This window comes from Rahnella sikkimica, from assembly GCF_002951615.1.
GTDB classification, from domain to species: domain Bacteria; phylum Pseudomonadota; class Gammaproteobacteria; order Enterobacterales; family Enterobacteriaceae; genus Rahnella; species Rahnella sikkimica.
In genome coordinates, this window is the sequence record NZ_CP019062.1 from 3,032,199 (window position 1) to 3,058,349 (window position 26,151).

Below are 26,151 nucleotides of genomic sequence, written 5' to 3' on the forward strand. Positions count from 1 at the left end.
ATAAACGAGGCGGCTCAGGCAAAAAACCTGAGCGCACGAGAGGCACCGCTTAACGTAGCTGATCACGCATGAGTTTTGGCGACACCGAAAATTCCCGACGGAACTGCGTCGAGAAATGGTTACTGTCACTGAACCCGCAGGCATAGGCGATATCGGTAATGCTCTGATCGCTGTGATGTAAACGGCGGCGGGCTTCCAGCAGGCGCAGGCGGTTGAGATATCGCTGCGGCGTCATGCCGGTGTAATGCTTCATCTGCCGGTGCAGCGTGCGCAGGGCCAGCGAAAAACGTTCTGCGGCCTCGGTCCAGTTAACGTCCTCACTGTAATGTGACTGGAGCCATTGCAAAAGTTGATTGACCCTGTTTTCCGAGGTATCTCGCAATTGTGGCTGGAAACAGTCCTGATAAAGCAGGATCAGCAACTGTAAGAACAGGCTTTCACGCGTGGCGATATGTTCCATTTCCACGCTGGCAGGCAGCGCTTCCAGCTGCGCAATGCAGTTCAGCACCTGATGCAGCACGCACGGGCTGAGCTGCCAGTGGATCTGCGACTGATAGTGATGCTCCTGCGGCAGAAAATGGCCGACGTCCTGAATAAAACGAAAGGCTTTCGGCGAACGGAAAAGCACATTGGTCAGCCGCAGGTTATCGACGTTTTCAAACAAATGATGATCGCTGGCACGGACAAAACACACCGTTCCGGCGGTCAGGGTATACGGATTGTCATTAAAGATGTGCACGCCCGATCCGCTTTCCACCAGCATAATTTCGTGGGAATCGTGGTAATGCTCCGGGAAAACGTCTTGCGGAAGACGCCGCTCAACCGTCACGGTCAGCTCAGGTGCCGCAAAATAATCATCACCCTTCAGTAACGTCATTTATCGCCTCCGGTACAAAAAATCATAGGTCTTCGGAAAACAACCCTACCCCGCGCGTGATGTCCTTACCTTCAAACGGCGGCGTGAAAAACGGCATTCACGGTCAGATTTTTAAGATTCCCCCCCTCACGATGAAGATCTGCGGCGAAGATCACAGTCGCCCCCCCGCGCATCTCATGATTTCCAGACCCGCCTCTGGAACAGCTTTCGGCTGATCTGTGATCTGCCTCTGGAACAGCTTTCGGCTGATCTGTGATCTGCCTCGCATCTACCTTTTTAATGCTGCCATCCCGTCAAAACCGGTGGCAATCACCGGAAGGTGACCCCGCAACGCCTCCCCTACACTGGCCGCATATTCAATAAGGAATGGCCGCTATGAGAACTCACCATCTTGCCGCTATTGACCTCGGCGCTTCCAGCGGCCGGGTAATGCTGGCGACGTTTACCCGCCACGATACAGACCCGGCAGCCACGCTGACGCTGAAAGAAATTCACCGTTTTCCCAATAACCTGATGCACGTTGACGGTCACGAAATCTGGGATCTCGATGCGCTGGAAAAACACATTCTCGAAGGGCTGAACCGCCTGGATGCGTCCGGCGTTCAGCTTGACGGTATCGGCATCGATACCTGGGGCGTGGATTATGTCCTGCTTGATGAGCAGGGCCAGCGCGTGGGATTGCCTGTTTCCTACCGTGACAACCGCACGGAAGGCGTGATGGCGCGCATGGAACAACAGCTGAGCCGCGAAGCGATTTACCAGAAAACCGGTATCCAGTTTATGCCGTTCAACACGCTGTATCAGTTGCGGGCATTGAGCGAACAGCAACCCGACGTCGTGAAGAAAGCCGCGCATCTGCTGATGATCCCGGATTATTTCCTTTACCGTCTCACCGGCAAACTGAATCAGGAATACACCAACGCCAGCACCACACAGATGCTGAATATTTCTACCGGCGACTGGGATGATGAACTGCTGAAACTGGCAGGCGTACCACGCCACTGGATGACAAAACCAAGCCAGCCGGGCAATTCACCCGGCCTGTGGCACAGCCCGCGCGGCCGCAGCGTCCCCGTTTTCAGCGTCGCGACACATGACACCGCCAGCGCAGTCGTCGCCGCTCCGCTCACCGGCACGCACAGCGCCTATATCAGTTCCGGCACCTGGTCGCTGATGGGCATCGAAAGCCCGAAAGCGTTCAATCACGCCGGTGCACTGCACGACAATGTCACCAACGAAGGCGGCATCAACGGCAGTTATCGCGTACTGAGAAATATTATGGGGCTGTGGTTATTCCAGCGAGTTTGCCGGGAGCTTAACATTCAGGATCTGCCTTCATTAATTACGCTGGCCAAAAACGTCCCGCCGTTCACCTATCTGATCAACCCGAACGAAGACCGCTTTATTAATCCGACATCAATGGTTGATGCCATCCGCGAAGCCTGCGAGCAGGCCGGAGAACCAGTTCCGAACTCACCGGCCGAACTGGCACGCTGCATTTTCGACAGCCTTGCCATGCTTTACCGCCAGGTTTCCGTGCAACTGGCAACGCTGCAAGGCGAGCCGTTGCGCGACATCCACATTGTCGGCGGCGGCAGCCAGAACCAGTTCCTGAACCAGCTTTGCGCCGATACCTGTCAGGTGAACGTCAGCGCCGGGCCGGTTGAAGCGTCCACGCTCGGCAATATCGGCTGCCAGCTGATGGCCCTTGGTGCCGTAAAAGATGCCGCTGAATTTCGTCGCATTGTCGCCACGAATTTCGAGCAACGCCATTACCTCCCCCGTATTCACGAGGATTTCCCAATTCACTGGCGCCGTTTTCAGGCGCTCTGTCACGCCAATGAGGAGCTCGCAGTATGACTTCATCTATCGACAACGCATGGACGCTTGCTAAAGAACGTTTCGCCCAGCTGGGCATTGATGCCGAAGCCGCAATCAAACAACTCGATACCCTGCCGGTTTCAATTCATTGCTGGCAGGGGGATGACGTCGCGGGTTTTGAAAATCCGGAAGGCGGGCTGACCGGCGGTATTCAGGCGACCGGGAATTACCCCGGTAAAGCGCGCAATGCACAGCAACTGCGGGCGGATTTAGAGCTGGCGATTTCGATGATCCCCGGTCCTAATCGTCTGAACCTGCACGCTATTTATCTGGAATCCGATACACCGGTTCCGCGCAATGAAATCGAACCGAAGCATTTCACCGGCTGGGTAGACTGGGCGAAGAAAAACAAACTGGGACTGGATTTTAACCCGTCCTGTTTCTCGCATCCGATGAGCGCAGACGGCTTCACGCTCTCCAGCGCCAATCCTGAAATCCGCCAGTTCTGGATTGAACATTGTCAGGCCAGCCGCCGCGTTTCCGCCTCCTTTGGCCGCGCGCTGGGCACGCCTTCCGTGATGAATATCTGGGTTCCAGACGGCATGAAAGATGTCACCGTAGATCGTCTGGCACCGCGCCAGCGCCTGATGAGTGCGCTCGACGAAGTGATTGCCGAGAAGTTTGATATCACCGAACACATCGACGCCGTCGAAAGCAAACTGTTCGGCATCGGCTCTGAAAGCTACACCGTCGGTTCCAACGAATTCTATCTGGGCTACGCCGCCAGCCGTGGCACCGCGCTGTGCCTGGATGCCGGGCATTTCCATCCGACCGAAGTGATCTCCGACAAAATCTCGGCCGCGATGTTGTATGTGCCGCGCCTGCTGCTGCACGTCAGCCGCCCGGTGCGCTGGGACAGCGACCACGTTGTGCTGCTTGACGACGAAACGCAGGCCATCGCCAGCGAAATCGTGCGCCATAACCTGTTCAACCGCGTGCATATCGGGCTGGATTTCTTCGACGCCTCCATCAACCGCATCGCCGCCTGGGTTATCGGCACGCGCAACATGAAAAAAGCCTTGCTGAAAGCGCTGCTGGAACCGACTGACTTGCTGAAAAAACTGGAAGTCGGAGGCGATTACACCGCGCGTCTGGCGCTGTTGGAAGAACAAAAATCGCTGCCGTGGCAGGCCGTCTGGGACATGTATTGCCAGCGCCACGACGTACCGGTTGGCGGCCAGTGGCTGGATACCGTTCGTCATTACGAAACCAGCGTGCTGGCTAAACGCTGATTCTCTGAAAATTTATGGCTTAAAAGCATTCACCTTATTCGCAGGAAAGAACCGATGAAAACATTATTTAGCGCGTGGTTTGTACAGGGCATGGTCAAAGCGACCACCGATATGTGGCTGAAAGGCTGGGACGAGCGCAACGGCGGCAACGTCAGTATGCGTCTGCTGCCGGAAGATGTAGCACCGTACAAAAATGATTTTTACGCCCAGCCGCGTCAGGTTGAACTGACCCAGCACGCGCCGGATCTGGCCAATGAATATTTCATTGTGACCGGCTCCGGCAAGTTCTTCCGCAACGTGCAGCTCGCCCCTGCCGAAGCGCTGACCGTGATCCAGCTCGATGATAAAGGCGCCAGTTACAAAATCCTCTGGGGCCTGACCGCGGGCGGCCTGCCGACGTCTGAACTGGCGTCGCATCTGCAATCTCACGCCGTGCGTAAACGCGTCACTCACGGGCAGGATCGCGTGATCATGCACTGCCACGCCACCAACCTGATTGCGCTGACCTACGTGCTCGAACTCGACAGCGCGAAAATCACCCGCAAGCTGTGGGAATGCAGCACCGAATGTCTGGTGGTCTTCCCCGACGGCGTGGGCATTGTGCCGTGGATGGTGCCGGGCACTGACGGTATTGGCGCGGCAACGTCCGACCGGATGCAACATCACAGCCTGGTGCTGTGGGCATTCCACGGGATCTTCGGCTGCGGCCCGACGCTCGATGATGCGTTTGGCCTGATCGACACCGCTGAAAAATCGGCGGAAATACTGGTGAAAGTGATTTCAATGGGTGGCATGAAACAGACGATCCAAACCGACGAGCTGATTGCGCTGGCTAAACGTTTTGACGTCACACCTTTTGAGGCCGCTTTAAAAGCCTGAACCGGCCATTAAGGCTCCAACCTATTAAAAACCCGGCACAGGAACGATGGAAAGTTTCCTGTCGCCGGGACCGGCGCAGATCAGGAGCCGCGCGGTCAGGGCATTGATTCTTAATAAAATAGAAGAGGGATTTTATATGAGCTTTATGTTGGCATTACCTAAAATCAGCCTCCACGGCCAGGGCGCGATCAGCGATATGGTTGCGATGCTGGCGACAAAACAACCGGGCAAAGCGCTGATCGTTACCGACGGTCAGCTGGTCGAGTTAGGTCTGCTCGATGGCCTGTTCTCCGCACTGAAAACTGCCGGACTGCCGTATGCACTATACGGCGGCGTGGTGCCCAATCCGACTTCCGCGCACGTCGACGAAGGTTTCCGTCAGTATCGGGAAAATCATTGCGATTACCTGATCGGTTTCGGCGGCGGCAGCCCGATTGATACCGCAAAAGGCATCAAAATTCTGACGGCCAATCCGGGGCCGGTGACGATTTATTCCGGCGTCGGCAAAGTGACGAAACCGGGTGTTTTCCTGGTGGCGGTCAATACCACGGCCGGTACCGCAGCGGAACTCACCAGCAACGCGGTGATCATCGACAGCCAGCGGCAGGTGAAAGAAGTCATTATTGATGTGAATCTGATCCCGGATATCGCGGTGGACGATCCGTCGATAATGCTGAAGATCCCGGCAGACGTGACCGCAGCAACCGGCATGGACGCCCTGACGCACGCCATCGAAGCCTATGTTTCAGTCGGCGCGCATCCGCTGACCGATCCGACGGCGCTGGCGGCGATCTCAACCATCACCCGATGGCTGCCAGAAGCGGTGGATCATGGCGATAATATTGAAGCGCGTGAGAAAATGGCGCAGGGACAATATCTGGCCGGAATGGCGTTTAACAGCGCCGGGCTGGGATTAGTGCATGCGCTGGCGCATCAGCCGGGCGCGACGCACAACCTGCCGCACGGCGTCTGTAATGCCATTCTGCTGCCGGTCGTGGAAGAATTTAACCGCGCTTCCGCCCCGCACCGTTTTGCCGATATCGCACGCGCGATGGGTGTGAATACGCAGGGCATCAGCGAAACGCAGGCCAGCTTTGCGGCGATTAAAGCGATTCGTGATTTGTCTGCAAGAGTGGGAATTCCATCAGGATTCAGAGCATTAGGCATTGTCGAAGCCGACATTGAAGGCTGGCTCGACAAAGCGCTGGCTGACCCTTGCGCGCCGTGCAATCCGGGAACTGCAACGCGCGAAGAAGTCCGCGAGTTGTACATGAAAGCGATGTGATCTTGCTTCTCCCCCTTCGCAGGGGGAGGAGCTTTCCCTTCACCTGCAAGAATCTCCCTGGAGTAAACATGATCCGTAAATCCTTCGTTATGCAGGTCAACCCGAACGCGCATGCGGAATATCAGCGGCGGCATTCGCCGATCTGGCCGGAACTGGCGGAGACCCTGAAAGCGCACGGCGCGCACCACTACAGCATTTTTCTGGATGAAAAACGTAACCTGCTGTTCGGGTATGTGGAGATTGAATCAGAAGAAAGATGGAACGCCGTGGCGAAGACGGAAATCTGCCAGCAATGGTGGAAGCATATGGCAGACGTGATGCCTGCCAATGCCGATAACAGCCCGATCAGCAGCGATCTTAAGCCGGTCTTTTACCTCGATTAACCCGCGGTTCCCCGCTTTTTCCTTGCGCGGCAGACTGACCGTTTTTACTCTGAGCCGCTCTGGCCGCCGCCGGTTTTTTCCCTGCACGGAATTCTGTGGATTTGCCTTTTCCGGTCGCCGGATTTTGCGCTTTGGAGCCGGTGAAACGCGTCGCGGCCGGTTTGTCTTTTCCGGAACGTGATGGCGTAAATTTCGGATCGAAGCCGTCCGGCGGCACCAGACAATCCGGGCGAATGCCGATCAAACGGCGCATCCCCATTGCCGTCAGTGCTTCGCGGATCACCGGCCAGTTCACCGAATCGTGATAACGCAGCAACGCTTTATGCAAGCGACGCTGACGATCGCCTTTCGGCACCACCACGTCCTCACTTTTGTAATCCACTTTGCCGAGCGGGTTTTTGCCGCTGTAATACATGGTGGTCGCGCTGGCGAGCGGTGACGGGTAGAAGTTCTGCACCTGATCAAGCCGGAAGCGGTTCTTCTTCAGCCACAGCGCCAGATTGATCATATCTTCGGTGCGCGTCCCCGGATGGGCGGAGATGAAGTACGGGATCAGATACTGCTCTTTTCCGGCCTGTTTGGAATAGCTGTCGAACAGCTCTTTGAACCGGTAATAGCTGCCCATTCCCGGTTTCATCATTTTCGACAACGGCCCGGTTTCGGTGTGTTCCGGCGCAATTTTCAGATAGCCGCCGACGTGATGTTCGGCCAGCTCCTTGATATAACGCGGATCTTCCACCGCCAGATCGTAACGCACGCCGGAGGCGATCAGGATCTTCTTGATGCCTTTCAGGCTGCGGGTGCGGCGATAAAGATTGATGGTCGGCTCATGGTTGGTGTCCATGTGCGTACAGATTTCAGGATAAACGCAGGATGCGCGGCGGCAGCTTTGCTCCGCTTTTGGCGACTGACAGCGCAGCATATACATGTTGGCCGTCGGGCCACCGAGATCGGAAATCACGCCGGTAAAACCGGGCACGCTGTCGCGGATCTCTTCGATTTCGCGGACGATCGACGCTTCTGAACGGCTCTGAATGATCCGCCCTTCATGTTCAGTGATCGAACAAAACGCACAACCGCCGTAACAGCCACGCATGATGTTGATCGAAAAACGAATCATGTCATACGCCGGGATCGTCGCTTTGCCGTAAGACGGGTGCGGCACACGCTGGAACGGCAGGCCAAACACTTCGTCCATTTCTTCCGTGGACAGCGGGATCGCCGGAGGATTAATCCACACATAACGATCGCCGTGTTTTTGCATCAGCGCCCGCGCGCAGCCTGGGTTGGTTTCGTGATGCAAAATACGTGAGGCGTGCGCGTACAACACTTTGTCGCCCTTCACTTTTTCAAACGACGGCAGCAGGACGTAGGTTTTCTCCCAAGGCTTCGGCTTTGGCGCGCGAACGGTGACCGGCTGCGGCGCATCCGGCGCAGGAAGTTCCCCTTCAGAGCACGGTAAATCTTCACCGTACGGGTTCATGATCGGCTCAATTCTGCCGGGTTTATCGAGCCGCGTGGAATCGACCCCGCTCCAGCCAGTCAGGGCAGTTTTACGCATCACGGCGGTATTTCGCACGTCGTGAATATCCGTAATCGATTCACCCGCCGCCAGACGGTGCGCCACTTCCACCAGCGGGCGTTCGCCGTTGCCGTAAATCAGCATGTCCGCTTTGGAATCCACCAGCACCGAACGGCGCACGGTATCGGACCAGTAATCATAATGCGCGATACGCCGCAGGCTGGCTTCAATGCCGCCGAGTAATACCGGCACATCGCTGAACGCTTCTTTGCAGCGCTGCGTGTACACCATCGTCGCACGATCCGGGCGTTTTCCGCCGACATTGCCCGGCGTATAAGCATCGTCGTGGCGCAGTTTCCGGTCAGCGGTATAGCGGTTAATCATCGAATCCATATTTCCGGCCGTCACGCCGTAAAACAGATTCGGTTTTCCGAGCCGCATGAAATCGTCTTTATTCGTCCAGTCCGGCTGCGCGATGATCCCCACGCGGAATCCCTGCGCCTCCAGCATTCGGCCGATGATCGCCATCCCGAAACTCGGGTGATCAACATACGCGTCGCCGGTCACCACGATCACATCACAACTGTCCCAGCCGAGTTCATCCATTTCCGCCCGGGTCATCGGGAAAAACGGCGCGGTGCCGTAACATTCGGCCCAGTAGCGCGGGTAAGAAAACAATGTGCGATCGGGTTGGATCAGACTGATTGGCATAGGAGGTTCTTCGTTCGACGGCAAATAATTGGCCGCAAATTATACGGGGGCTACAATTTCGACGGGCGAGCAAATCACTCAGTTTTGATTTAGATCAGTTTTTGTTTTGGGTGCAAAAAAGGCCTGCCGGTTTCCCCGCAGGCCTTTTCTTTATTCTTTAAACAGATCGGTACTTCAAACACTTTTTCGACAGTGACAACGTCCGGACCGGCTCGCTGTACGGGTGTTTAGTTACAGGCCAAAACTTTAATCGCCAGACCGCCGGTGGATGTTTCACGGTATTTCGAGTTCATGTCTTTGCCGGTTTCGTACATGGTTTCGATGACTTTATCGAGGCAAACGCGCGGCTCGCTGGTGCGGCGAAGCGCCATGCGCGAGGCGTTAACGGCCTTCACCGCTGAAATCGCATTTCGCTCAATGCACGGCACCTGAACCTGCCCGGCCAGCGGATCGCAGGTCAGCCCGAGATGGTGTTCCATTGCGATTTCTGCCGCCATAAAGACCTGCGCGGTGCTGCCACCCAGCAGTTCAGTCAGACCCGCTGCCGCCATGGAACAGGCCACGCCGACTTCGCCCTGACAACCGACTTCAGCACCAGAAATCGAGGCATTCATTTTGAACAGAATGCCGACTGCGCCGGAGGCAAGGAAGAAACGGCTGTAAGAATCAGGGCTGATCGGGCGGATAAACTGGTCGTAGTACGTCAGCACCGCCGGAATAATCCCGCACGCGCCGTTGGTCGGCGCAGTCACCACGCGGCCACCTGCCGCATTTTCTTCATTCACCGCCATCGCATACATGTTGATCCAGTCAACAACGCCCATCGGATCGACATTATTTTTATCCTGCGTAACCAGAATACGACGCAGAGCCGCCGCACGGCGGTTGATTTTCATCGGGCCAGGCAGTAACCCTTCCGTATGAATACCGCGGGTGATCCCTTCGCTCATCACATTCCAGATGGCCGCAAAATGATCGCTGATTTCTGTCCGCGTGTGACTTGCCAGTTCGTTTTTCAGCATCAGCGCCGACAAGGACAGGCCGGTTTCCGTGCAATGTTTTTGCAGGTCGCTGGCCGAACGGAACGGGTACGGGCGCACGACAGGATTTTCATCCTGCACGCCAAATTTGCTGGCTTCGACGATAAAGCCGCCGCCGATGGAATAATAGGTTTGGGTATACAGCAGTTCATCACGATTAAAAGCGCTGATGGACATGCCGTTTTCATGCAGCGGCAGGTTGCTGGTGTGGAAATTCATGCCAGAACCGGCCGGGAAATCCACCTCTTTCGCCCCTTTGCCCAGCATCAGACGCCCGGACGTTTCCACCTGCTGTATAAAACCGGGGATCGCATCGATATCAACGTCATCCGGCATGTTGCCGGCCAGCCCCATAATGATAGCCAGATCAGTATGATGACCTTTTCCGGTCAATGATAAAGACCCGTAAACATCCACAACAATGCGGGTTGTCTGGTCAATATGGCCTGAAGAGATAAGTTCATCGGTGAATATTTTCCCGGCTTTCATCGGGCCGACAGTATGCGAACTGGAAGGGCCAATACCAATTTTGAAAATATCGAAGACGCTGATCACGGTGGACTCCCTGTCTGAATAGGATAAAGGATTAAATAAAGAGACGGTGAATAAAACAGAAGCAGTGAGCGGAATAAAACCCGCTCACCGGATATGACTGTTGAATTAATTAACCTATCAGACTAAATACGATGGCCGACATGGCAATCAGGCCCATAATAACCACGAATACGTTACTGATATGACCGCTGTATTTTCTCATCGCAGGAACTTTGCGAATCGCATACATCGGCATCAGGAATAACAACATCGCAATAATCGGGCCGCCCAGCGTTTCAATCATGCCTAAAATACTTGGGTTCAGCGTGGCAACTAACCAGGTGGTTAATAACATGAAGATGCCGGTATAACGATTCAGGGCTGGCAGCGCAATGGTTTTTCCTTTGCTGCGCAGTGATTTAATCACCATCCCGTTGAAACCTTCACGCGCGCCCAGATAATGGCCGAGGAAAGATTTGGTAATCGCAATAAAGGCAATAAACGGCGCAATATAGGCAATCACCGGGTTAGCGAAATGGTTGGCTAAATAAGACAGAATAGAAACGTTCTGTGCTTTAGCTTCCATCAGGTTTTCCGGAGACAGGCTCAGGACGCAGCTGAAGACGAAGAACATCACCGTCAGCACCATCATGATGTGGCTAAAGGCCAGAATGCGTGAGCATTTTTTCTCAGCGTCTTCACCGTACTCTTTGCGTTTTGCGACAGCAAAAGAGGAGATGATCGGGGAATGGTTGAAGGAGAACACCATCACCGGAATGACCAGCCACAGCGTCATCAGCATCCCGTGGCCCACGCCGTTACCGGACAGAGACACATTTTCAAATACCGACGTATTCCAGTTAGGAATAAGGTACAGCGCCAGCGCCATCAGCACGGCAACAAACGGGAAGACCAGAATGCTCATCGCTTTCACGATCATATCTTGCCCGAAATGCACCAGCGTCATTAAGCCGAGGATCAGGATTAAGGACAGCAAGGCACGCGGTGGCGCATTCATGTGCATCTGGTGAATAATAAAACTCTCAACCGTATTGGTAATCGCCACGCTGTAAACTAAAAGGATGGGATAAATGGCGAAGAAATAAAGCAGGGTAATTAACTTACCGGCTGAAATACCGAAATGCTCTTCAACAACTTCCGTAATATCTTCGCCCGCATTCTTACCGGATAATACAAAGCGCGTTAATCCACGGTGAGCAAAGAAAGTCATTGGGAAGGCAAGAATTGCCATGATAATTAACGGTATTAAACCGCCAATGCCTGCATTAATAGGAAGAAATAGAACACCTGCACCAATTGCCGTTCCGTAGAGGCCTAACATCCACATGGTGTCAGTTTTACGCCAGGAACTTACCGATTTTTTAGACAGTGTCCCGATTGTTGTATTATCCATGATTCCTCAGTACCTAATTATAAAAATAATTCCGTTTTCCCCAGGAATGGTTGATGTTTTTTTACTGCACCCGTCATCGAAAAAACCACCCTGACGGACAAAACATACCATTAATGCGGGCATGATACCTATCGGTAGCATAAAAATCTGGGTAACAACCTGGCTTTGAGATCATGATCACGAATAACGTAATATTCCCGCCTAATATTCCTTTAAATTCAGAATCATTAACATTTCCTGCAATTTTGATTCATCAAATAGTGATTCCGATAACATTTATTTTTTGTCATATTTTGTTATCCCCGTGACTATTATTTAAATAACGGTTGAATTGCCATCAAAGTGTATTATTTATCACCTGTGGGGCACACGCCAGATCGACTAAAAAACAAACAACTTTAAAATCAAAATCATTAAATTTGCTTCAGGATGCGCCGTTTCCCTGCTTTGTGTAAAAAATTCGAAACAAAGCGGACGACGTAACAACATGAAAAATTTTTTATTGACGCTTTCAGAAGTATTGCCGATAAAGTTATTCTTATTCTGGAGAAATAATTTCAACCGGAAGAAATGCTGAGCGACTCAATGGGAAAAGCCCGATCTCTTTTTTGCCTGTCAGTAAAGACTCATTCCCGCCGTTTTTTGAAGGCTGCGTATGGCTTTGCGCTGCTGACATTGCTTTTAGCCGTTCCGCTGGCACCCGGCGTGGCAGAAACCGACGATGACGCCACGAATGCCGCCGTCGCGCAGACGGTTAACGGCATTCTCAGCTATTCGCGCTGGCCTGCCGGTACGGCGTCTTCGGCCCTGACCTTGTGCATCGTCCCGCCGGTAAAATACGCCGCGCAATTAACGCCGGACGGCAGCGCATTTTCCGGCAGATCCCTCAAGATTTTAACCCTTCCTATAGACAGCCCGCTGCTGACGTCGCAGTGCGACGCCATTTATTCCGGCAGCACGACAGCCGGTCAGCAGACCGATTTACACCAGCGCCTGGAAGGGCATGCCATTTTGACCATTGGCGAACAGGACGATGCCTGCGCATTACTGAACGCATTTTGTCTGGTGATTACAGCACAACACACCGGTTTTAAATTGAATCTGGATACGCTGTCACGCAGCGGCGTACGGGTTAATCCCGCCGTATTACAACTTGCCAGGGAAAAGGAGTGACCATGGAAAATAAAATTCCTGTTCCTGACACCGAACAGCAGAGCACGCGCACGACGCTGAGCGCCGCACTGAACAGAATCCATGTGATTGTTATTGTGACGGCGATTGGTCTTGCGGGCTTTTTACTGACCCTGCTGGCCCTGATCGCTTTGCGTTCGCACGCCGAAAGTAATCTTGAGCTGACGGCGCGTGCTATTGGCTACACCACAGAAGCGGCGCTGGTCTTTAACGACCCGACCGCGGCGCATGATTCGCTGGAGTTTATCGCCAGACGCGGTGATTTTACGCAGGCGAAGATCCTGACGCCTGCCGGGGCGACGTTTACCGAATGGCAGCGCCCGATCAACAGCAACTGGGACAAGCTCGGGCAGTTTGTCGGACATCTCGCGTTCCCGGAGCCGATTACCACACAGGTGATTCACTCCGGTTCCGTCATCGGCACAATCTGGCTGGCCGGTAACGGCACCAGCCTGATTGGCTTCCTGCTGGAAACCGTGCTGAGCCTGCTCGGGTGTCTGGTGCTGACGGCGCTGGTCGCACTCTATTTTTCCCGCCGGATGCAGAAAGGGATCGTCGATGCGCTGGGCCACATTACGCGGGTTACGCACGAAGTGAGCGCTAACCGCTCTTTCAGCCTGCGCGTGCCTTCTGCCCCGATTGTTGAGCTGCATACGCTGAGCCAGGACTTCAACAGCCTGCTGACCGAGCTGGAAGCCTGGGAAAACCATATGCGTAACGAAAACAGTTCGTTGACACAAAAAGCGTTGCACGATGGATTGACCGGTCTGCATAATCGCGCGTTCTTTATTGATACGCTGAATCAGTGCTTCAACCCGATGCGTCCGCCGCTGTCGCTGGCCCTGTTGTTTATTGATGTCGATAACTTCAAGGAGATCAACGACACGCTCGGACATGCCGCCGGTGACCGTGTGCTGATGGTGATTGGCGAACGGCTGGCGAAAACGCTGCGTCAGGGCGATGTGCTGGCACGTCTGGGTGGCGATGAGTTTGCTATCCTGCTCGACCCGATGATATCCACGGCGGAAGCCGTGGCCTTCGCCGAGCGGATTGTCGATATCATGAAAACGCCGGTCATCCTGCTCAATAACAAGACGCTGGATGTTTCCCTGAGTATCGGTATTGCGTTGTCGCCTTCACAGGCGAACAGCGCGAAAGAACTGCTCGAAAAAGCCGACGAAGCGATGTATCGCTCGAAAAAAATATCCGGCAGCTGCTGGCATGTCTCTTCTGGCATGCCGCTGCCTGTTGTGATGAAAGACTAAAAGGAGTTAACACACATGCATAATAACAATCGTTTTAAAACCTGGTGCCAGTATGCCGGAATGGCACTTTGCATTATTTTCCTGGCGGCCTGTCAGGCTAAACCGGTGACCGGATTAACCCCGGAACAAATCGCGGTTCTGCAAAAAAATGGCTTCACCCAAACGGATGCGGGCTGGGAACTGGGTCTGGATGCCAAAGTTCTGTTTGGCAATAATCAGGACAAACTTTCCGCTGACAGTAAGCAGACGGTGGAAAAACTGGCGAGCGAACTTCTGCACGTCGGCCTGAACAAAGTGAACCTCGACGGCCATACCGATAACTACGGCGACGCCAGTTACAACACCGACCTGTCGCTGCGCCGCGCCAATACCGTTGCCGCCGCCTTTGCCGACGCCGGAATGCCGCGTGCCAATATCCAGACCCGAGGATTAGGCCAGAGCCAGCCGGTTGCCAGCAATAAGACGCAGGCCGGACGCGCCCAGAACCGCCGGGTTTCTGTGATTATCGTGGTGTAATTTAGAGCAATCCCACCAGATGCAGCGCGGCCTTGCAGTTATCTGTTCTGCGCCAGGCCAGCGCGATCTGCGTGGTTAATGTCTGCCCTGCCAGGGGCAGACAGCGCACATTGTTTTCATCAATCTTACTCAGCGACGCCGGCACCACCGCATAACCAAACCCTGTCGCCACCATACTCAGCGCCGACGTAATTTGCGGACATTGCTGCCCGAAGCGCGGCGTAAATCCCGCATCTTCACACGCCTGCGTTACGGCGTCGTACAACCCCGGCGATAAATCGCGGGGAAAAGTGATCAGCGTATCGTGGCGCAGCGCCGCCAGACGCACGTCTTTCCCCTGGCTCAGCGGATGCTTTTTCGGCAACGCCACCATCATTTCTTCGATATCCAGCACCTTAAAACTGAAGTCCTTGCTGCGTTCGCAAGGCAGGCGGATAAACGCTGCGTCCAGCGCGCCCTCGCCCATTGCGGTCATCAGCCCTGCCATATCCTTTTCCTGCGGCTCCAGCACGATGCCCGGATATTTATCCCGAAAACGGTGCAGCAGCGCAAAAACCTGCGGGTTAAACGCCGTCGAAGTGGCGAAACCGATACGCAACGTCCCGTTGATTCCGCGCGCCACGGCACGGGTTCTTTCAAAGGCGGCATCGGTGAGTTTGATGATGGTCAGGGCGTCGTCGTAGAGCACTTTTCCGGCTTCGGTCAGCTCGACGCCACGGGTCAGGCGCTTGAGTAAAGGGGTGCCGATTTCATGTTCAAGCCGCTGGATTTGCTGGCTCAGGGGAGGCTGGGAAATGCCCAGTTGTTCAGCCGCACGGGTGAAGTGGCCCGTCCCAGCGACTGCGACAAAATAGCGCAGATGACGAAGTTCCATATCAAAAACGTCTCAAAGTGAACACCTCGTCATATTGGAACTTCCGGCTGAATCGCGTCAACCTTTAATCAGTTAAGTTAATCATTCGACCGGAGCCCCCTGCATGAAAACCCATTCTGAATCCTGTTCCTGCGTCACCGAATTTGCCCGCACGGCCTCGGCGTTTAACCAGCGACATCCCGACCGCGTTTTATACCAGTCATCCCTGATGAGCGCCCTGCTCAGCGGCGTCTACGAAGGCGAGACGACGATGGCCGACCTGCTGGAGCACGGCGATTTTGGCCTCGGCACCTTCAACCATCTCGACGGAGAACTGATTGCTTTTAACAGCAATATCTTCCAGTTGCGCGGCGACGGCAGCGCACGACGCGCCCTGCCCGAACAAAAAACCCCGTTTGCGGTGATGACATTCTTTAATCCTACGAATGAATACGTGATCGACAAACCGCATACCCGCGGGCAGATCCACGCGGTGATCGACCGCGCCGTGGCCAGCCAGAACACGTTCTGCGCGCTGCGCATCGACGGTGAATTCAGCCGCGTGGAGACGCGCACCGTGCCGGAACAGCAGCGCCCGTATAAGCCGATGCTGGAAGCCATCGAAGCCCAGCCGACGTTTCACATCGAGCACAGTCAGGGCGTGCTGATTGGCTTTCTGACCCCGGCGTATATGCAGGGCATCAATGTGGCGGGTTATCACGAACACTTTATTAATCAGGCACGCAGCAGCGGCGGCCATGTTCTGGATTATCAGGTTGAGAGCGGCGTGCTGACGTTCGGCACCGTTGAAAAGCTGCTGATCGACTTCCCGCAGGACAGCGATTTCCTGCACGCCGATTTAAATCCCGATGATTTAAACGATGCGATTCAGTCCGTTGAGAGTTAACAGCCCGCAGGTAAAAGGAAAACACCATGAAAAATTCAGACCCTAAAATCGAATGGAAATGCGGCGCAGATCTGGTCGTCGCTCAGCTTGAAGCACAGGGCGTAAAACACGTATTCGGCATTCCCGGCGCGAAAATCGACCGCGTTTTCGATTCCCTGATCGACTCCAGCATCATCACTATTCCGGTCCGCCACGAGGCCAACGCCGCCTTTATGGCCGGTGCCGTCGGCCGTCTGACCGGCAAAGCGGGCGTCGCGCTGGTGACGTCCGGCCCCGGCTGTTCGAACCTCATCACCGGCGTCGCCACGGCGACATCAGAAGGCGACCCGCTGGTCGCTCTCGGCGGCGCGGTAAAACGTGCCGACCACGTAAAACAGGTTCACCAGACGATGGATACCGTCGCGATGTTCCGCCCGGTAACCAAATATTCTGCGGAAGTGACCTCCTCTTCCGCGCTGGCCGAAGTGATGGCAAACGGCTTTCGCGCCGCCGAGTTCGGGCGTCCGGGCGCAGCGTTCATCAGCCTGCCGATGGACATCGTCAACGAACCCGCCAGCGGCAAACTCCTGACATCACCACCGCCCGTGCTGGGCAGCGCGCCGCACGATGCCATTTTGCAGGTCGCGCGGCTGTTAAAACAGGCCAAAAACCCGGTTCTGCTCCTCGGCCTGATGGCCAGCCAGCCGCGCAACGCCGAAGCCATCCGCCGTCTGCTGCACAAAAGCGATTTGCCGGTCACCAGTACTTATCAGGCCGCCGGCGTTATCGATCAGGCGTCTTTCCACCGGTTCGCCGGGCGCGTGGGGCTATTCAATAATCAGGCCGGTGACCGCCTGCTGCGCAATGCCGATTTAGTGATCACCATCGGTTACAGCCCGGTCGAGTACGAACCGGCGCAGTGGAATAACGAGAATGCCGAGCTGGTACACATCGACGTGATGCCCGCCGAAACCGACAGCGAATACCTGCCGGATGTCGAACTGGTGGGCGATATCGCCGATACGCTCGACCTGCTGACCGAACAAATCCAGCAGCATTTCGTGCTGAGCACCTCGTCCATCGCGATTCTGGAAGACCGCCGCCAGCAACGCGAACTGCTGGATCAAAAAGGCCGGAGCCTGAACCAGTTCGCCATCCACCCGCTGCGCCTGGTGCGCGCGATGCAGGACATCGTCAACAGCGACGTCACGTTATGCGTCGACATGGGCAGTTTCCACATCTGGATCGCCCGTTACCTTTACAGCTTCCGCGCGCGTCAGGTGCTGATTTCCAACGGCCAGCAAACCATGGGCGTCGCGCTGCCGTGGGCGATTGGCGCGGCGCTGGTTGATCCCGGCCGCAAAGTGGTGTCCGTTTCCGGCGACGGCGGCTTTATGCAATCGAGCATGGAACTGGAAACCGCCGTCCGGCTGGGCGTGAATTTGCTGCACATCATCTGGGTCGATGAGGCCTACAACATGGTCGCCATCCAGGAGGAGAAAAAATACCAGCGCACCTCCGGCATCCAGTTCGGCCCGATAGATTTCAAAGCCTACGCCGACGCGTTCGGCGCCAAAGGTTTCGCCGTCACCTCCGCCGAAACCCTGGAAAGCACCCTCCGCGCCGCGATGGACGTACAAGGCCCCGCCGTCGTCGCCGTCCCGGTGGACTACAGTGACAATGCGTTGCTGATGGGACAACTGGAGATGGGGGCGATGTTTTAGGGGGGGAATAATGAGGCGCAGATATGCGCCTCGCATTATTTTATTACTTGTTTTTAAGGTGTTTTTTTAGTTCTTCGATCGATAATGCTGTTTTTTTTCTATGTAGCATAGCGTGGCAATTAGGACAGACAGGCCGTAAATCTTTAACAGGATCGACTTCATAAGCTTTCCCAATTTCACCTAACGGCTTTAGATGATGCACATGGATGAAGTTTTTACCCAATTCTCCGTAAATCTTTTCAAATTCAAAACTACAAACTACACAGACGTACCCATAATGATCGACGCACTTCTGACGAGCTTCTGGATCTCGCTCATAAGCGTTGATAGTAATAGTTTTGACAGCACCCTCAGTAAAAGTCTCTTGCTCAGAAACCTCTTCTGGCAAGCGGACCGACTCTTCAATATTTGTAAAAGACCATAAGACTTCAACAGGCTGCGTATTTCTAACGGTTTCAGGTTTTCCTAAACCAGCAAAGGTGAAAGGGTCGCGATCGTTTGAACGATAAAATACAAAGACCTCACTATCGGCAGCAGTCAAATTTATGATTGATTTTTGACCAATGTGAGATTTTGCTTTTCCATGCCACAACAAATCCTCATTGATAAAATAATTACCATGATCATCACCTGTACGCCCAGCTCCGCCGATATTGCAAAAAATGAAATGCCTACCTTCATAAACTCTATATCCCGTATGCCATTCACCTTTTTGCTTCGCTAATGGCACCCCGCAAACCCGATAAACATCAGCTCTCGTGTACTTATGTCCAACTTTAAAATCGTAACTTGGCATGTTCAATCCTTAGCGCTTGCCCGCTAGTAATATAATTTACCCATATAAGCTAGGAATTATTTTATCGATTGATCAGCCGCATGAATATTAGGAAGATTAATTATATGTTTCCTTTAAATTTACATCCCTTTTCCAAGACATCTCGCAAGAATGAAAACTGCCTAAAAATTCTTCTTACTGTATAAATTCCCATGATGTAGTCTCTCCTCACTGCGGCAAAACCCGCAGTCAGAATTAGCGTTCTGTCCCAGTTTGGTGCCATCAACTCTATGAAAATAGAGCAAATGTGGTACGGTCTGCACTCACCCAAATTATGGTGGCTCAGGCAGTGGCTTCTCAGGAGGCACCGGATTCCAGACTGGCCGGAACGCTAACGCTGTTTGAGCTACCACCATCGGGATTAGCGTCTCTGGAGGTAGTTAATCAACTATCAGCTGGAGAATTAAAATGGAATTTTATACTACCGCTCTGCTCAACACCTCCGCACAGGAGGCAGCCCATGTCTGACCTTTATGACAATACACAGCTGGAACTCGAAGAGATCGTCGATCAATGCCGCGCACTGGCTTATGCGATCGTGACGCTGGATAACGCGCAGGCCAAAGATTTGCTGGGCTTTATTCTTTGTGAGCGGTTAGAGGTGCTGAATCTGGCATTGGAACTGCCGTTTACCGATGATGACATCGTTGTAGAGGAAGAGCCGCTGGCGGCATAACGCTGGGATTCAGGGCGTAAAAAAGCCAGCGCATTTCGGCGCTGGCAATTGAAAACACGAGGCAATCGGTAATTAGAAATCGTAGAACACGGTAACCCAGGTCTGATCGGGTTCGCTGTCGGTAGAATGCGCCAGTGTGCGTTCGACATAAACGGACAGGCCGTAACCAATCGTGGTGCCCGCACCAAAATAGGTGTGGTTTGCATGGAAATCTTCGCCGCCTTTCAGTTGCAGGGAATCCGCTGCGACGTAAGGTTGGATAGATTTCAGGAACGGTTTGTCGATGTTAAAGGTATAACCGACGAAACCTTCAACGCCGTAGCCGCTGCCCGCAAAGTAATGATCAACCGGATTGGCGCGAGTGCTTGGCACAAAGTCTTTGTAATAACTGCCGGTTCCGACGATATACCAGTTACCCGGCTGCCAGGTTAACGCCGTACCCGAAAGCTGCTGGTGATAATCTTTTTCATTGTATTGATTATCTTTAACTGTCGCGTCGGTCACGCTATAGGCTGCGCTCCAGACTAAATCTTTGGTCAGCTTATAATCGAAACCTAAACCGCCGCCATTATTACGACGATAATATTGATTTTCACCGGCAGCGATTTGGTCTTCCGGCAGCAAATAGTTTGCATATAACGTCAGAGGGCCAAAGTCGTTGGTATATTTAATACTGTTCTTCGGTTTATTGGCACCGTCGTAGTTGCCGTTAATACCAATACCTGTACCGCCCGCGTGACCATCGTTATCCCAGACGTCGCTTTTAATCCCGACGACGGAATAATAAATCCCGTACTGGTGGCCGTAGGTTAATGTCCCGTAACGGTCGTCTTTAAACCCGGCATATAACTGACGCTGAGTATCACGGCGTGCGCCTTCTTCATAATGCCCGTCCATGCCCAGCAGGTGCGCCATGTCCACACCCAGCTCGTAGTAAGCGATGATGGAGGTGTCTTGCGTCAGTTTATAATCACCACGGAAACGGAAGCGTGTACCGCCGTCATGACCATTTTTATAATAGCCCGGCTCTTCGCCGTTATTGAAAATCCACTCAGGACGAATACTCCCGCCCACCTGTAAACTTAACGGTGCCAGCAAAGAATTACTCTGAGGATTTTTATCTAAAACAGTAATCTCGGCCTGCGCACTTGCCGATAAAGCCGACAGCACGACACCGCCAATTAACATTGACGCTTTTAAATTGTTCATTATTACCCTGTCATTATTATTTATGTGATGTGTGAGCGGTCTTGCGCCGCGTATAAATAATTAACATAGGTAAGACGGGCGACAAAGTGAAAATTCAGAAAGTTCCCTATAAGAAAAAGATATATACGGTTTACTAATTCGACATTATTATTTTTAAATGTAACACGGGAAAACAAAATGTATATTAAAGATTAATTAACCCGCAGATTGTTTGTAATGCAATCAAATGTAAATACAATGCTGCTTTAAACAGAAATATTTAATAACAATTATCGGGTAAAAATAGCACCTATAATTAAATCATGCCTGCGTGATAATTACATTACGTTATAACCACTTTATATCATTATTGTGATCACCGTTATAATCCCTGCTGACAGAATAATATTTTGCAAAGCCTGTTACTTATTAATCAATTTCATTTTTTATTTCTTTAATCCCTTTTTGATGAGGGGAAATGCAGGGTTTGGTGGGTTTCAGGCAGGTCTGATGAATGAGGTTCAAAGCACAAAAAAGGGTTCCCCCGTACCGGCAGAAACCCTTTTCTCACTTGTATTGCGTTCAGCTCACCGAGACTTTCCGGCGGCGTTTATCGAGGTCTTTGATGAGTTTATTCACCTGCTCGTCGGCAAACATTTCTTCGAGAGTGCAGGAAAGTTTGCGACGCCAGTTCGGGTATTCGTCGCTGGTGCCGGGGACGTTGACCGGCGCGTCCATGTCGAGCCAGTCTTCCGGTTGCAGGCCGAGTAACGCACAGGCGCTGTCGGCGACGTAGCGTTGCAGCCCTCGGTTGAGCACCGGCGTCATTTCCATTAATGCGGCTTTGTGTCCGGTTTTCTTCGGAATGCAGTCGTAATGATGCAACCCGTCGAGCAGCCCCTGACGCGCACGCGCACGGTCGGCGTACAGTTCCTGTAAAACCTCTTCGTCACGGTAAAGTCCGAGCGTTTTACCGAGCGCCAGATCGTCGCTTTGCCAGTAACCGCGCAGCGTCGGCAGGTCGTGCGTGGTGATGGTCGCCATCGCCTGAACCGGGTACGACTGCGGCGCACGGAAGTTGTTTTCCTCATCGCGCTCGAAATACAGCACTTTATAGGAATACACACCGCCCTCGCGCAGCTTGCTGACGATCTCCACCGGCACGGTGCCCAGATCTTCGCCGATAACCATGCAGCGGTGACGCTGACTTTCCAGTGCCAGAATCGCCAGCAGATCGTCCACCGGATATTGCACATACGCGCCTTTATCCGCCGTTTCTCCGGCCGGGATCCACCACAAACGCAGCAGCGTCATCACATGATCGATACGCAACGCGCCGCAGCTGGTCATGTTCGAACGCAGCAGATCGATAAACGGCTGGTAGCCGCGTCTGACCATCACATGCGGATCCATCGGGCGCAGATCCCAGTTCTGGCCGAGCGGCCCGAGAATATCCGGCGGCGCGCCGACCGAGGCTTTCAGGCAATACAGCTCGCCGTCGCCCCAGGTTTCAGAACCGCCTTCGACGACGCCCACCGCCAAATCGCGGTATAACCCCATCGGCATGTCCTGCTGCTGGCTGGTGCGATAGCAGTTTTCGAACTGGATTTCCGCCAGCCATTGCAGCCACAGGTAAAACTCGACATCTTCAGCGTGTTGCTCGCAGAAAGCGCGAACCGCCGGGCCACGGGCGTCGTGATATTTTTCCGGCCAGCGGTTCCAGCCGAGCGCGACATCCGTTTCTTTCGCCAGATGCTCATACAGCGCATCAAACGCCGCCTGCAAATACAGACTTTCGCCGCCCTGTTTCACGAAACTGGCCAGCGATTTCACCTGATGATCCTGCGTTTTACGGCCCCGGAAATGCGTATAGGCCAGCCGTAACCCTTCGAGTTTCAGCGGCATGACTTCCGCGTAATCCACCCATTCACTGGCGCGCGCGGCCTGCAAACGCTGCTGCGTCAGCGGCTGGTTCCACCAGATTTGGGCTTCCGGACTCTGCTTAAAATCGTCTACGGCGCTGACATCGATATAAATGACGTTCAGCCAGCGGCGCGAAGACGGGCTGTACGGGCTGGCCGCCACCGGGTTCGCCGGATACAGCGCGTGAATCGGATTAAGCCCGACAAAAGCGCCGCCGCGTTGGGCGACGTTCTTAAGCATCAGATTGAGATCGCCGAAATCGCCGATGCCCCAGTTGCTTTCCGAGCGCAGCGTATAAAGCTGCACGCAGGTGCCCCACAGTTTTTTACCGGCCAGCAAGGCGTCCGGTTCGTAGCAACGTTTCGGGGCGACAATTACCCGGCAATCCCACTGCTGCGCGTCCTGCGTCAGCGTCAGCTGGTGATAACCGGCAGGAATTTTCCCCGGCAGCGCCAGCGTCATTTTGCCGCTGATCCGGCCCTGTTGTTTTGCGCCGTTTTCCAGCTGCAACGTCCAGCCAAATTCCCCTTCTCCGCTGACCGGCAGCGCCAGACGGCTGCCGGACACAAAGACTTTAACCGGCGGAACCGGTGTTGCAGCCGGGCGATGCCCGGCCTTCCAGCCCATAGCAGACAACAGTTCGCGCTTGGTTTCCGGCGCGATGGCCTGCTGCTTGCCATGTGCATTAATGAAACCAGAGGAAATACCCGCCTCCCTGGCGGCCTGCTCCAGTACTTTGTTCTCCATGCGGGCTCCTTAACGTTTCGCCTGCCAGATCCGCTGCTGATAATCGCGAATCGAACGGTCGGAACTGAACATCCCGACGCGGGCAGTATTGAGAATAGTTTTGCGCGTCCACGCGTCCTGATCGCGGTACAAGGCATCGACTTTTTGCTGTGCCGCGCAGTAATCCGCGAAGTCCGCCAGCACCAGATACGGGTCACCGCCGCCGAGCAGGCTGTCGAGCATCAGGCTGAACGCCTGTGTGTCGCCGTTGCTGAAGAAGCCGCTTTCCAGCTCTTTCAGGATCTTATCCAGATGTTTGTCTTTCTTACGGATTTTGAGCGGATCGTAGCCTTTGGCCTGCAACGCTTTCACCTGATCGACGGTATTGCCGAAGATGAAGATGTTCTCTTCGCCGACCTGTTCCGCAATCTCGACATTCGCGCCGTCGAGCGTGCCGACGGTCATCGCGCCATTGAGCGCCAGCTTCATGTTGCCGGTGCCGGAAGCTTCTTTCCCGGCCGTGGAAATCTGCTCGGAAACGTCTGCCGCCGGGATCATCAGCTCCGCCACGGACACGCGGTAATCCGGGATAAACACCACTTTGATGCGGTCGCGCACCAGCGGATCGTTATTCACTTTTTCTGCCACCTGATTGATGGCGTAAATAATGTTTTTCGCCAGGTAATAACCCGGTGCCGCTTTCGCGCCGAACAGGAACACGCGGGGCACCAGATCCATTTCCGGGTTATCGCGCAACTGGCGGTACAGCGAAAGTATATGCAACAGATTCAGGTGCTGACGTTTGTACTCGTGCAGGCGTTTGATTTGCACATCGAAAATCGCGTCCGGGTTGAGCGTCAGGCCCATCGTGTGTTTGACGTACTCTGCCAGACGCACTTTATTTTCGCGCTTAATCTGCTGATAACGCTGGCAGAATGCCGCATCGTCAGCGGAGCTTTCCAGCCCTTTCAGTGCGTCCAGATTGTTCACCCATTCAGTTTTCAGGGTGTCATCAATCAGCGCGGACAGCGCCGGGTTACACTGTTTTACCCAGCGGCGCGGCGTGATGCCGTTGGTGACGTTGTGGAATTTGTTCGGCCACAGCTGGTGATATTCCGGGAACAGATCTTTAACCACCAGCTCGGAATGCAGCGCCGCCACGCCGTTCACCGCAAAACCGCTCACCACGCACAGATTCGCCATGCGTACCTGTTTGTTCTGATGCACTGAAAGTTTTTCCCACACCGCTTTGTCGCCCGGCCACTGTTTTTCGACCACTTTTTTGAAGCGGGCGTTAATGGCTTTGATCAGCGAGAAGTGACGCGGCAGCAGGCTGCGGACCAGTTTTTCATCCCAGCATTCGAGCGCTTCCGGCATCAGCGTGTGGTTGGTGTAAGCGAAGGTCTGGCTTGTGATCGCCCATGCGGCGTCCCAGTCCAGCTGATGTTCATCCAGCAAAATGCGCAGCAGTTCCGGGATAGCAATCGTCGGATGCGTGTCGTTCAGCTGGATCACTTCGAACTGCGGCAGATCCTGAATTTTGCGGCCCAGGAAATGGTGGCGGCGCAAAATATCGGCCACCGAGCACGCGCACTGGAAATACTGCTGCATCAGGCGCAGGCGTTTACCCGCTTCGTGGTTGTCATTCGGATACAGCACTTTGGTCAGTTTAGCGGCATCGATGCCTTTCTGTTCGGCTTTGAGGAATTCGCCGTCGTTAAATAAGGTCAGGTCAAACGGATGCACGTCGGTGGCCTGCCACAAACGCAGCGGCTGGGTAACGCCATTTTTATAGCCAACCACCGGCAAATCCCAGGCTTCGCCGCGCAGGGAAAACGCCGGATGCCATTGCTCAATGCCCTGCTCATTTTTGACCAGCTTGCCGCCGAACTGAACGTCCACGGAGAGCGCGCTGTTGTGGGTAAACCACCGGTAACTTTCGCGGTGCCAGTTGTCCGGCGCTTCCTGCTGCTGGCCTTCGCTGAATGACTGACGGAACAAGCCGTACTGGTAGTTGAGGCCGTAGCCGGTCGCCGGTTGCCCGACGGTCGCCATCGAATCGAGGAAACAGGCCGCCAGACGCCCTAAGCCGCCGTTACCCAGCGCCGGATCGGTTTCCTGTTCCAGCACGTCCGCCAGCTCTGCGCCCTGCTCTTTCAGCGCCTGTTGCACCGTTTCGTACCAGCCGAGGTTGATCAGGTTATTCGCGGTCAGCCGCCCGATCAGGAATTCCATCGAGATGTAATTGACGTGCCGCTGCGGGTGCTTTGTGGCTGCCGGCGCGGGTTGCGCGCTGAGTTGTTCTGACAGCGCGCCGCTGGTGGCCTGCCACCACTGATGCGGCGTCATGTCCTGCGCCTGCTGTAAACCGAATCCCTGCCACTGGCGTTTTAGCGCGGCCAAAAACTGTGTTTTATCCAAAGTCACCTGCATCACATGCCTCTCTGTCCGGGAATCTGTCGGGAAGTTTTAGGTTGATAATCACTATGCTGAAGCTTCTGCTGATGAGCAGCATCATCCCGGCAAAGATTAGGCAGGGAGGAGAAACGGGGCGTAGCCGGAGGAGAGAGGCTTTCAAGGTGAGCGGCGGAAAAGTCTGATTGAAATTTG

The 26,151-nt window shown here is 54.1% G+C and carries 20 protein-coding genes; 11 read left to right on the forward strand and 9 right to left on the reverse strand.

What is annotated here, in order from left to right; all coding sequences use genetic code 11:
* Positions 1 to 49: 49 nt before the first annotated feature.
* Complete coding sequence (gene rhaS / locus BV494_RS14010; RefSeq protein ID WP_104923431.1) at positions 50 to 877, reverse strand: HTH-type transcriptional activator RhaS; 828 nt, start codon at positions 875 to 877, stop codon at positions 50 to 52.
* 375 nt (positions 878 to 1,252) lie between these two features.
* On the opposite strand from rhaS, the gene rhaB reads away from it, so the two are divergent.
* From rhaB to rhaM, 5 genes are all read left to right on the forward strand, one after another.
* A complete protein-coding gene (rhaB, locus tag BV494_RS14015) occupies positions 1,253 to 2,737 on the forward strand; it encodes a rhamnulokinase (RefSeq protein ID WP_104923432.1) in 1,485 nt (494 codons plus the stop codon).
* Positions 2,734 to 3,990 (forward strand): L-rhamnose isomerase, encoded by a 1,257-nt coding sequence (locus BV494_RS14020; RefSeq protein ID WP_104923433.1) that lies wholly within the window; start codon positions 2,734 to 2,736, stop codon positions 3,988 to 3,990. Before rhaB ends, BV494_RS14020 begins: the two co-directional genes overlap by 4 nt.
* 54 nt (positions 3,991 to 4,044) lie before the next feature.
* Positions 4,045 to 4,869 (forward strand): rhamnulose-1-phosphate aldolase, encoded by an 825-nt coding sequence (gene rhaD, locus BV494_RS14025; RefSeq protein ID WP_104923434.1) that lies wholly within the window; start codon positions 4,045 to 4,047, stop codon positions 4,867 to 4,869.
* Positions 4,870 to 5,005: 136 nt separating this feature from the next.
* Entirely contained in the window at positions 5,006 to 6,154 is a 1,149-nt protein-coding gene (gene fucO / locus BV494_RS14030; protein ID WP_104924804.1) for a lactaldehyde reductase, read from the forward strand.
* Between the two features lie 68 nt (positions 6,155 to 6,222).
* A complete protein-coding gene (rhaM, locus tag BV494_RS14035; RefSeq protein WP_101075060.1) occupies positions 6,223 to 6,537 on the forward strand; it encodes an L-rhamnose mutarotase in 315 nt (104 codons plus the stop codon).
* Here rhaM and BV494_RS14040 read toward each other — a convergent pair.
* The 3 genes from BV494_RS14040 to BV494_RS14050 all read right to left on the reverse strand — a co-directional run bounded on the left by BV494_RS14040 (position 6,512) and on the right by BV494_RS14050 (position 11,758).
* Positions 6,512 to 8,770: a YgiQ family radical SAM protein gene (locus BV494_RS14040; RefSeq protein ID WP_104923435.1), complete on the reverse strand. Its 2,259-nt coding sequence runs from the start codon at positions 8,768 to 8,770 to the stop codon at positions 6,512 to 6,514. The two genes, rhaM and BV494_RS14040, sit on opposite strands and share 26 nt — an antisense overlap.
* Positions 8,771 to 8,997: 227 nt before the next feature.
* Positions 8,998 to 10,365: an L-serine ammonia-lyase gene (locus BV494_RS14045; protein WP_104923436.1), complete on the reverse strand. Its 1,368-nt coding sequence runs from the start codon at positions 10,363 to 10,365 to the stop codon at positions 8,998 to 9,000.
* 109 nt (positions 10,366 to 10,474) lie between these two features.
* Positions 10,475 to 11,758 carry an HAAAP family serine/threonine permease gene (locus BV494_RS14050; RefSeq protein ID WP_104923437.1) on the reverse strand — a complete coding sequence of 428 codons (1,284 nt, stop codon included), beginning with the start codon at positions 11,756 to 11,758 and terminating at the stop codon, positions 10,475 to 10,477.
* 642 nt (positions 11,759 to 12,400) lie between these two features.
* Here BV494_RS14050 and yfiR point away from each other — a divergent pair.
* The 3 genes from yfiR to yfiB are packed head-to-tail and all read left to right on the forward strand — an operon-like array spanning position 12,401 to position 14,730.
* Positions 12,401 to 12,931: a regulatory sequestration protein YfiR gene (gene yfiR, locus BV494_RS14060; protein WP_226789978.1), complete on the forward strand. Its 531-nt coding sequence runs from the start codon at positions 12,401 to 12,403 to the stop codon at positions 12,929 to 12,931.
* A 2-nt stretch (positions 12,932 to 12,933) separates the two neighbouring features.
* Complete coding sequence (gene dgcN, locus BV494_RS14065; RefSeq protein WP_104923440.1) at positions 12,934 to 14,214, forward strand: diguanylate cyclase DgcN/YfiN; 1,281 nt, start codon at positions 12,934 to 12,936, stop codon at positions 14,212 to 14,214.
* A 15-nt stretch (positions 14,215 to 14,229) separates the two neighbouring features.
* On the forward strand, positions 14,230 to 14,730 hold the full coding sequence (yfiB, locus tag BV494_RS14070; RefSeq protein WP_104923441.1) for an outer membrane lipoprotein YfiB: 501 nt from the start codon (positions 14,230 to 14,232) through the stop codon (positions 14,728 to 14,730).
* A 1-nt stretch (position 14,731) separates the two neighbouring features.
* Here yfiB and BV494_RS14075 read toward each other — a convergent pair whose 3' ends face one another.
* Positions 14,732 to 15,604, reverse strand: coding sequence for a LysR family transcriptional regulator (locus BV494_RS14075; RefSeq protein WP_104923442.1), 873 nt, complete (start codon positions 15,602 to 15,604; stop codon positions 14,732 to 14,734).
* 103 nt (positions 15,605 to 15,707) lie between these two features.
* On the opposite strand from BV494_RS14075, the gene budA reads away from it, so the two are divergent.
* Both budA and alsS read left to right on the forward strand, forming a co-directional pair.
* On the forward strand, positions 15,708 to 16,490 hold the full coding sequence (gene budA, locus BV494_RS14080; protein ID WP_104923443.1) for an acetolactate decarboxylase: 783 nt from the start codon (positions 15,708 to 15,710) through the stop codon (positions 16,488 to 16,490).
* Between the two features lie 26 nt (positions 16,491 to 16,516).
* Entirely contained in the window at positions 16,517 to 18,193 is a 1,677-nt protein-coding gene (gene alsS, locus BV494_RS14085; protein WP_104923444.1) for an acetolactate synthase AlsS, read from the forward strand.
* 43 nt (positions 18,194 to 18,236) lie between these two features.
* Here alsS and BV494_RS14090 read toward each other — a convergent pair whose 3' ends face one another.
* Positions 18,237 to 18,989, reverse strand: a complete 753-nt coding sequence (locus BV494_RS14090) for an HNH endonuclease (RefSeq protein ID WP_104923445.1) — start codon at positions 18,987 to 18,989, stop codon at positions 18,237 to 18,239.
* A gap of 499 nt (positions 18,990 to 19,488) precedes the next feature.
* On the opposite strand from BV494_RS14090, the gene BV494_RS14095 reads away from it, so the two are divergent.
* The gene (locus BV494_RS14095) at positions 19,489 to 19,704 is read left to right on the forward strand and encodes a hypothetical protein (protein ID WP_104923446.1); all 216 of its coding nucleotides are present in this window, start codon (positions 19,489 to 19,491) and stop codon (positions 19,702 to 19,704) included.
* 72 nt (positions 19,705 to 19,776) lie between these two features.
* On the opposite strand, the gene BV494_RS14100 is transcribed toward BV494_RS14095, so the two are convergent.
* From BV494_RS14100 to malP, 3 genes are all read right to left on the reverse strand, one after another.
* Complete coding sequence (locus BV494_RS14100) at positions 19,777 to 20,913, reverse strand: porin (RefSeq protein WP_104923447.1); 1,137 nt, start codon at positions 20,911 to 20,913, stop codon at positions 19,777 to 19,779.
* A gap of 561 nt (positions 20,914 to 21,474) precedes the next feature.
* Complete coding sequence (gene malQ / locus BV494_RS14105) at positions 21,475 to 23,562, reverse strand: 4-alpha-glucanotransferase (protein ID WP_104923448.1); 2,088 nt, start codon at positions 23,560 to 23,562, stop codon at positions 21,475 to 21,477.
* A gap of 9 nt (positions 23,563 to 23,571) precedes the next feature.
* Positions 23,572 to 25,974, reverse strand: a complete 2,403-nt coding sequence (gene malP, locus BV494_RS14110) for a maltodextrin phosphorylase (RefSeq protein ID WP_104923449.1) — start codon at positions 25,972 to 25,974, stop codon at positions 23,572 to 23,574.
* Between the last annotated feature and the right edge of the window lie 177 nt (positions 25,975 to 26,151).

Excerpts from the sequence above, each read along its gene's own strand:
- alsS (WP_104923444.1), top strand. The coding sequence starts at position 16,517 with ATGAAAAATTCAGACCCTAAAATCGAATGGAAATGCGGCGCAGATCTG.
- rhaM (WP_101075060.1), top strand. The coding sequence starts at position 6,223 with ATGATCCGTAAATCCTTCGTTATGCAGGTCAACCCGAACGCGCATGCG.
- BV494_RS14100 (WP_104923447.1), bottom strand. The coding sequence starts at position 20,913 with ATGAACAATTTAAAAGCGTCAATGTTAATTGGCGGTGTCGTGCTGTCG.
- budA (WP_104923443.1), top strand. The coding sequence starts at position 15,708 with ATGAAAACCCATTCTGAATCCTGTTCCTGCGTCACCGAATTTGCCCGC.
- BV494_RS14040 (WP_104923435.1), bottom strand. The coding sequence starts at position 8,770 with ATGCCAATCAGTCTGATCCAACCCGATCGCACATTGTTTTCTTACCCG.
- BV494_RS14095 (WP_104923446.1), top strand. The coding sequence starts at position 19,489 with ATGTCTGACCTTTATGACAATACACAGCTGGAACTCGAAGAGATCGTC.
- BV494_RS14020 (WP_104923433.1), top strand. The coding sequence starts at position 2,734 with ATGACTTCATCTATCGACAACGCATGGACGCTTGCTAAAGAACGTTTC.
- rhaB (WP_104923432.1), top strand. The coding sequence starts at position 1,253 with ATGAGAACTCACCATCTTGCCGCTATTGACCTCGGCGCTTCCAGCGGC.
- BV494_RS14050 (WP_104923437.1), bottom strand. The coding sequence starts at position 11,758 with ATGGATAATACAACAATCGGGACACTGTCTAAAAAATCGGTAAGTTCC.
- yfiB (WP_104923441.1), top strand. The coding sequence starts at position 14,230 with ATGCATAATAACAATCGTTTTAAAACCTGGTGCCAGTATGCCGGAATG.
- malP (WP_104923449.1), bottom strand. The coding sequence starts at position 25,974 with ATGCAGGTGACTTTGGATAAAACACAGTTTTTGGCCGCGCTAAAACGC.
- fucO (WP_104924804.1), top strand. The coding sequence starts at position 5,006 with ATGAGCTTTATGTTGGCATTACCTAAAATCAGCCTCCACGGCCAGGGC.
- BV494_RS14090 (WP_104923445.1), bottom strand. The coding sequence starts at position 18,989 with ATGCCAAGTTACGATTTTAAAGTTGGACATAAGTACACGAGAGCTGAT.
- dgcN (WP_104923440.1), top strand. The coding sequence starts at position 12,934 with ATGGAAAATAAAATTCCTGTTCCTGACACCGAACAGCAGAGCACGCGC.
- BV494_RS14075 (WP_104923442.1), bottom strand. The coding sequence starts at position 15,604 with ATGGAACTTCGTCATCTGCGCTATTTTGTCGCAGTCGCTGGGACGGGC.
- rhaS (WP_104923431.1), bottom strand. The coding sequence starts at position 877 with ATGACGTTACTGAAGGGTGATGATTATTTTGCGGCACCTGAGCTGACC.
- malQ (WP_104923448.1), bottom strand. The coding sequence starts at position 23,562 with ATGGAGAACAAAGTACTGGAGCAGGCCGCCAGGGAGGCGGGTATTTCC.
- rhaD (WP_104923434.1), top strand. The coding sequence starts at position 4,045 with ATGAAAACATTATTTAGCGCGTGGTTTGTACAGGGCATGGTCAAAGCG.